The organism is Micromonospora sp. ATLC20 (genome assembly GCF_057196585.1).
Map to the genome: position 1 here is coordinate 1 of NZ_JBXUOV010000252.1, position 6,276 is coordinate 6,276.

At 74.2% G+C, this 6,276-nt stretch carries 7 protein-coding genes; 4 read left to right on the top strand and 3 right to left on the bottom strand.

Annotation, left to right across the window (positions count from 1 at the left end; all coding sequences use genetic code 11):
* The 3 genes from AC2CHG_RS29180 to AC2CHG_RS29190 all read left to right on the top strand — a co-directional run.
* Positions 1 to 735, top strand: a 735-nt coding sequence (locus tag AC2CHG_RS29180) for a LiaF domain-containing protein (protein WP_484526004.1), incomplete at its 5' end; no start/stop codon positions are given.
* Positions 732 to 1,151 (top strand): hypothetical protein, encoded by a 420-nt coding sequence (locus AC2CHG_RS29185; protein ID WP_484526005.1) that lies wholly within the window; start codon positions 732 to 734, stop codon positions 1,149 to 1,151. The genes AC2CHG_RS29180 and AC2CHG_RS29185, both read left to right, overlap by 4 nt.
* Before the next feature lie 154 nt (positions 1,152 to 1,305).
* On the top strand, positions 1,306 to 2,553 hold the full coding sequence (locus AC2CHG_RS29190) for a phosphatidylserine decarboxylase (protein ID WP_355506291.1): 1,248 nt from the start codon (positions 1,306 to 1,308) through the stop codon (positions 2,551 to 2,553).
* Between the two features lie 57 nt (positions 2,554 to 2,610).
* Here the strand turns inward: AC2CHG_RS29190 and AC2CHG_RS29195 are convergent, their stop codons facing one another.
* The 3 genes from AC2CHG_RS29195 to AC2CHG_RS29205 all read right to left on the bottom strand — a co-directional run bounded on the left by AC2CHG_RS29195 (position 2,611) and on the right by AC2CHG_RS29205 (position 5,861).
* Positions 2,611 to 3,525, bottom strand: a complete 915-nt coding sequence (locus AC2CHG_RS29195) for a CDP-alcohol phosphatidyltransferase family protein (protein WP_262015825.1) — start codon at positions 3,523 to 3,525, stop codon at positions 2,611 to 2,613.
* Between the two features lie 345 nt (positions 3,526 to 3,870).
* Complete coding sequence (locus AC2CHG_RS29200) at positions 3,871 to 4,782, bottom strand: NUDIX hydrolase (RefSeq protein WP_484526006.1); 912 nt, start codon at positions 4,780 to 4,782, stop codon at positions 3,871 to 3,873.
* A gap of 131 nt (positions 4,783 to 4,913) precedes the next feature.
* Positions 4,914 to 5,861, bottom strand: coding sequence for an NUDIX domain-containing protein (locus AC2CHG_RS29205; RefSeq protein WP_091426217.1), 948 nt, complete (start codon positions 5,859 to 5,861; stop codon positions 4,914 to 4,916).
* Between the two features lie 144 nt (positions 5,862 to 6,005).
* Here AC2CHG_RS29205 and AC2CHG_RS29210 point away from each other — a divergent pair.
* The coding region (locus tag AC2CHG_RS29210) for a PspC domain-containing protein (protein WP_484526007.1) at positions 6,006 to 6,276 on the top strand (271 nt) is incomplete at its 3' end.

Sequence of the window (6,276 nt, forward strand, 5' to 3'; positions counted from 1 at the left end):
GCGCCGGTGGGCGCACCGCTGCCGCCCGGCGGGTACCGGCCGCCGTTCGCCCCGCACGGCCCCTACGCCGGATCGCCGCCCGTCCCGCCACCGGTACGGCCGCCGCGACCGCCGAAGCGGCCCAAGGAGCGCTCGGCGCTCGGCGCGATCACGTTCTCGCTGATCTTCCTGGCGCTCGGCGTGGTGGCGATGCTCGACCTGCTCGACGTCTTCCCGGTCGGTGCCGCCGGCTACTTCGCCGCGGTGCTCGCGACCATCGGCCTCGGCCTGCTCGTCGGCACCTGGTTCGGCCGGGCGCGCTGGCTGATCGCCCTGGGCCTGGTGACCGCGGCGGCGCTCGGCATCGCCACGGTCGCCGAGTCCTACGACCGGGTACGCGGCATCGACGGCAACGTCACCTGGGCCCCGACCGACCTGCGCGACCTGGCGAACCGGTACGAGAACAACCTCGGTGACGCCACGCTCGACCTGCGCGGGATCGACTTCGACAAGCAGGACGTGCAGGTGACGGTCGACGTGAACCTCGGCAACGCGACAGTGGTCGTACCGCCGGACGTCGACGTGACCACGGTGGCCGACGTGAACGCCGGCGACGCCACCGTCTTCGGCCGGAGCAGCGGCGGGCTCGGCGGTCGTCAGTGGGAGACCACCGACGTCGGCGCCGACGGTCCCGGTGGGGGCAAGCTGCGCCTCTTCGTCCACGTGAACGCCGGCAAGCTGGAGGTGACCCGGTGAAGGCACACCGTACCGACGTCGTGTCGTTCGCTTTCGGACTCGTCTTCCTCGGTCTGTCCGTCTGGTGGCTGCTGGCCCGGATCCTCGGTCTCTCCGTACCCCCGGTCGGCTGGTTCCTGGCCGGTGGGCTGGTGCTGATCGGCCTCCTCGGACTGATCGGCGCGCTGCGCTCGGGTCGCGCACCGGAGCAACCCGCGACGCCGCCCACGCCGGACGTCACGGTCTCGGCGCCGTACGGCTCCCCCGCCGCCGGCCCGGAGACGCCCGACGGCACGGGGACGCCCGACGGCGCCGACGAGTGGGCCACCGAGGCCACCACGGACTCCGCGGAACCGGCCACCCGCGAACTGCCGGCGCTCGATCCACCGGCCGACGAGGCGGCTCCACAACGCCGTACACCGGGGGATCCGGCCTGACCGCGCCACTGCGGCGCCCTTCGGACGCGGCCTATGCTGGTCGGCGGAGATCTCGCCTCCGCCGGCCGGCCCCGCCCCCGACCATGCCGGAGCCGCCGGTCGGGTCGCCGGAGCCGCCCCGTCCGTTCGCTATCTCGTCAGGAGCCCGTCCGACATGACCCAGTCCCCCGCCGTGCGTGTCACCGGTCCCACCGGTGCGGTCCGCATCGGCGAGCGCGCCGCCCGCACGCTCGTCAGCGAGTTCGCCCGGCGTAACGACCCGAAGGCCGGCCTGCTGGTCGGCGCGACCCCGGAGTCCGCGGTGCTGGCCGCCGCGATCGAGGCACTGCTGCCCGGCGACCGGCTCACCGTGGTGCCGGCGGAGGGCGCCGCGGCGGCCGCGCTGCGCGACCACGTCACCGCGCAGGGCCGCTGGGTCGCCGACCGGGTACGCGTGGTCGACACCCTCGCCGAGGCGGACGCCGCCGCGGTGGTGGTCGTCGCCGAGCCGTTCACCGGCACCGCGGACGAGGCGCGCGTCGCGATCGACGGGCTGGCGAAATACCTGGCCGAGGGCGCGGTGCTGAGCGTCGCCGCGCCGCTGTTCCGCACCGGGGGCGCCGACGGCGAACTGGACCGGCAGGGCGTGCTGCACGGCGTACGCAGCGACCTGGTGCTGCGCAACACCCCGCCGGTACGCGTGCACCACCTGCGGTTCACCCCGGCGCCGGTGGCGCTCGCGGCCTCGCTGTCCCCGGCGTACCGGCCGTCGAGCGTGCCGCTGACCCGGGGCATGCACATCGACTCCAACGGCGTGGCCGCGGCGGGCATCACGCTCGGCCTGGCCGCCCTGGCCCGGGCCGCGCGGCCGAAGTCGAAGCTCTGGCTGCTGCCGGCGCTGGCCGCCGCGCCGGTGGCCGCGTTCTTCCGCGACCCGGAGCGGGACGTGCCGGAGGACCCGTCGGCGGTGGTCGCCTCGGCGGACGGTCAGGTGCTGTCCGTGCAGCGCCTGCAGGACGAGCGCTTCGGTGACGGCGAGTGGCTGCGGATCGCGGTGTTCCTGTCGGTGCTGGACGTGCACGTCAACCGCTCCCCGGTGGCCGGCAAGGTGGTCGACTACTTCGTCGCCGACGGCGGCTTCGTCAACGCCATGAAGCCGGACGCCGAGCACAACGTGGCGGCGTACACGGTGCTGGACACCGACCACGGCACCGTCGTGGTGGCGCAGCGCACCGGGCTGATCGCCCGCCGGATCGTGCAGCGGGCGCCAGTCGGCTCGCTGCTGGCCCGGGGTGAGCGCTTCGGCCTGATCCGGTTCGGCTCGCGTACCGACGTCTACCTGCCGGCCGACGCCGCGGACCCGCTGGTCGGTCCGGGCGACAAGGTGGTCGGCGGCGCGACGGTGATCGCCCGCTGGCGCTGAGCGCCGGACACGAAGAAGGGGCGCCGCTGCAGCGGCGCCCCTTCTGTCGTTCTCGGATCAGGCGGTACGGCGCTGGTGCAGCCAGAGCAGCGGCCCGCTGACCAGGTAGCCCACCACCACGAACGCGAAGGTGAGCCGGATGTCGACGAGAGCGCCGATCACCGGGGCCAGCCAGAGCCACGGCGGCAGCTTCAGCAGCCGGGCGAGCTTCGCGTACGGGAAGCTGGACACCATGGCGAAGGCGAGCAGCGCCACGCCGGCCACCATGACCAGGCCGGGGACCGGCACGCCGATCGCCACGGTCAGGGCGAGCACCGCCGCCGCCATGGTGGTCGGCACGCCGCAGAAGAAGCGGCCGTCCTTCGGCGAGACGTTGAACCGGGCGAGCCGGATCGCCGCGCAGGCGGCGACGAGCGCGCAGGAGACCGCGGCGGCCGCCGGGGGCACCGAACCGGCCAGCGAGGCGTAGACCACTACCGGCGCGGCGAGGCCGAACGAGCACATGTCGGCGAGCGAGTCCATCTGCGCGCCGAACGGGCTGGCCACGCCGAGCTTGCGGGCCAGCGCACCGTCGAGGCCGTCGAACGCGACGCACGCGATCAGGCAGATCGCGGCGAGCTGCACGTCACCGCGCATGGCCAGGAAGATGGCCAGCATGCCGAGCATGAGGCTGCTCAGCGTGCACGCGTTGACGAGCGCGAACTTGGCCCGGCGGGCGGCGGTGCGCTCACCCGGCAGGAGCGGGATCGACATCGCCGGGGACTCGTCGTCGACCGGGGCGGCGGGGGCGAGCGCCGGGCTCACCGGGCGTACCGCTTCGATGTCGGTGTCGAGCCGGCCGTAGCGGATGCGCTGACGGTCGGAGTAACGGTGGTCGGGGGTGACCAGGTCGGTCCCCGAGACGGCCGCGCCGTCCCGGCGGCCCACCCGGACCAGCAGCACCTGGCGGGCGAACGTGCTGCTGCGGCGCAACCTGCCCGCCCAGCGACGCCCTGCGGGGCGCGGACTGTCAGTCGTACGACGCCGGCGCCATGGGGCTCTCGGCACGTTTCCTCCATCACCGGATCGGCTGGCCGCCCACGGCGGGGCGGGTGTCCGGCTGTCTCGTGCCGGACCTTTCGGGTCCGGCAGCCCTTTTGCGGAGTACACCATTGCACAGGGGACAGGGGCTTGGCGATAGCTGCCGGCGGTACTTATATCTCCCTTAACCGCGCGAACCGCCCACTCATTCCCATCTCGGGCCTCAACGCCCGTTTTCGTCGGTCAGCCGTACTTCCGACTGTACCGGAGGTCACCCAGGGCGGCTCGGCGAGCGATTCAGCTCACCCGCTGCCCGGTGGCCCGGGCCGCCACGTCGGTCATCGACAGACCGGCGACCTGCTCCCTGGCGAACCAGGCGGCCCGCGCGGTCGAGCCGCCGGCCAGCTCGGTCACCACCGCGTCGGTCGGCGCGTCCACCCGTACCCGGTAGATCACCCGGACGCCGTGCCAGTCCAGCGGGCGGCCCTCCGGGCCGAGCGCGGCCGAGTTGTGCAGGTTGTCCACGGCGATCAGGTCGACCACCCGGCCCAGCTGCCCGGCCTCCTCGACCAGCTCGCGCAGCAGCCCGGCGGCCGGCTGCTCGCCGTGGTCGGTGCCACCCCCGGGCAGGTGCCAGCGGCCCGCGCCCGGATACCCGTCGGCGATCATGGTGAGCAGCACCCGGTCGGCCGGGTCGGTGACCAGCCCGTACGCGGCGAAGCGCTGCCGGCGGTCGACGGACGGCCCGGCCGGTCCGCCGGGCAGCGCCCGGGGCAGGCCGGCCGGCAGCGGAGTCACCGGCAGGCCGAGCAGCTCGGCGGTGAACGGCATCAGCGCCCGGGTGGCGGCCTCCTCGGGGGCGAACCAGCCGACCTCGTCGCTGCCACCGGCCGGCTCGGGCCGCAGCCGCCCGCCGCGCGCCTCCACCTCGAAGATCAGCCGATCGGTGTGCAGCGCGATCCCCAGGTCGGCGAACGCGGCCACGTCGGCCACCGCGGCCCGGATCGCGCCGGGCGCCACGGTCAGGCCGGTCTCCTCGGCGAACTCGCGTACCACGGTGTCGGCCGGGTGCTCCGCGTGCTCGACGCTGCCACCGGGCAGCTGCCACACCCCCGGGTACGGGCACTTCGCCGAGCCACGCGCCAGCAACACCCGCCCCTCGGAGTCCCGCAGCACCCCGTAGGCCCCGACCCGCCGCAGCTGTTCCACCCGCACCACTCCCCCGCACCCGAGCGCCCCACTCCGTCGATCATGAGGTTAGCGGTACCGAGGCGGACATTTCGCGCCGTCAACTTCATGATCGCCGGGGTGGGGGCCGGGTGGAGGCCCGGGGTGGGAGGTTAGAGGAGGTGGGCGGCCTGGACTGCTTCGGCCGTCACCTCGGTGAGGCGGTCGGTGGGGAGGGCGCCGAGTTCCTCGCGGCGGAACCAGCGGGCCTCGCAGGTGGAGCCGCCGACGTCGGCCACGGTGGGCGGCGCGGGCTGGTCGACCACCACTCGGTAGAAGGCGCGTACGCCGTGCCAGTCGATCGGGTAGCCCTCCGGGCCGAGCGAGGCGGCGTCCCGGTGACTGGCCACCCCGAGCAGCTCGACCAGGCGGCCGGTCTGACCGGTCTCCTCGACCAGTTCGCGGATCAGCGCCGCGCCCGGCTGCTCGCCGTAGTCGGTGCCGCCGCCGGGCAGGTGCCAGCAGCCGGCGCCCGGATAGCCGTCGGACACCCGGGTCAGCAGTACGCGCTCCTCCGGGTCGGTCACCACCGCGTACGCGGCGAAGCGCTGCGCCCGGTGCAGCCCGTCCGGGCCGGGGACGGCGTAGAACGAGGGGAACTCGGGCACCTCCTCCGGCACGATGTCGTCGGTGGAGGTGGGCAGGCCCAGGGCACGTGCGGTGAACGACCGCAGCGGAAGCTCCCGGGCCTCGTCGAGGGTGAACCAGCGGGCCAGGTCGGTCGGCCGGTCGACCCGCTCGGTGAGCGTCCCGCCCCGGACCGACACGGTGTAGAGCAGCCGGTCGGTGTGGATCGTGATGCGCCGCTCGGGCAGCGCCCGCATGTCGGCGAGCACGTCCTGGAGGCCGGCGACCGCCACCGAGAGCCCGGTCTCGGCCGCGGTCTCCCGGACGACTGTGTGTTTGGGGTCCTCACCGTGGTCGACCGCGCCTCCGGGGAGCGACCAGGTGCCGGGGGTGCCGGAGCGCTCCGATGCGCGGACCAGCAGCACTCGGCCGTTTGAATCAGCACAAACTGCGTATGCCGCGATCCTGCGGAGCGGCTCCAGCGAGGTGGTCACGGGAGCAAATTCTCCCCGGAGCGGGTTACCGACATCGAAAAGAGTCAGATTCCTGACTCTTCGCTGGCGTCTCAGGGACGGTTCAGGGTAGGCGTCCGGGCGGTCACCGAGGTCGGCCGCCGCAGCGCGCGGGACCGTTGACACATGACCTTCCCGAACCCCTCCCAGGCCCCGTACAAGCAGCTCCGCCGACCGGTCAGCGACCGCATGATCGCCGGTGTGGCGAGCGGCCTCGGCCGCTACTTCGCCGCCGACCCCACGCTGATCCGGGTGATCTTCGCGGCCGCCACGGTGCTCACCGGCGGGCTCGCCGCGCTCGCGTACCCGATCATGTGGTTCCTGATGCCCGAGGAGCCGGCCGGCGCGCCCGCCTGGCCGCACCCGCCGGGGACCGGGCCCGGGTGGCCGCCGGTCC

What these genes read in the sequence shown, in the direction of transcription:
- AC2CHG_RS29190 (WP_355506291.1), top strand. Translation starts at nt 1,306, where the DNA reads ATGACCCAGTCCCCCGCCGTGCGTGTCACCGGTCCCACCGGTGCGGTC.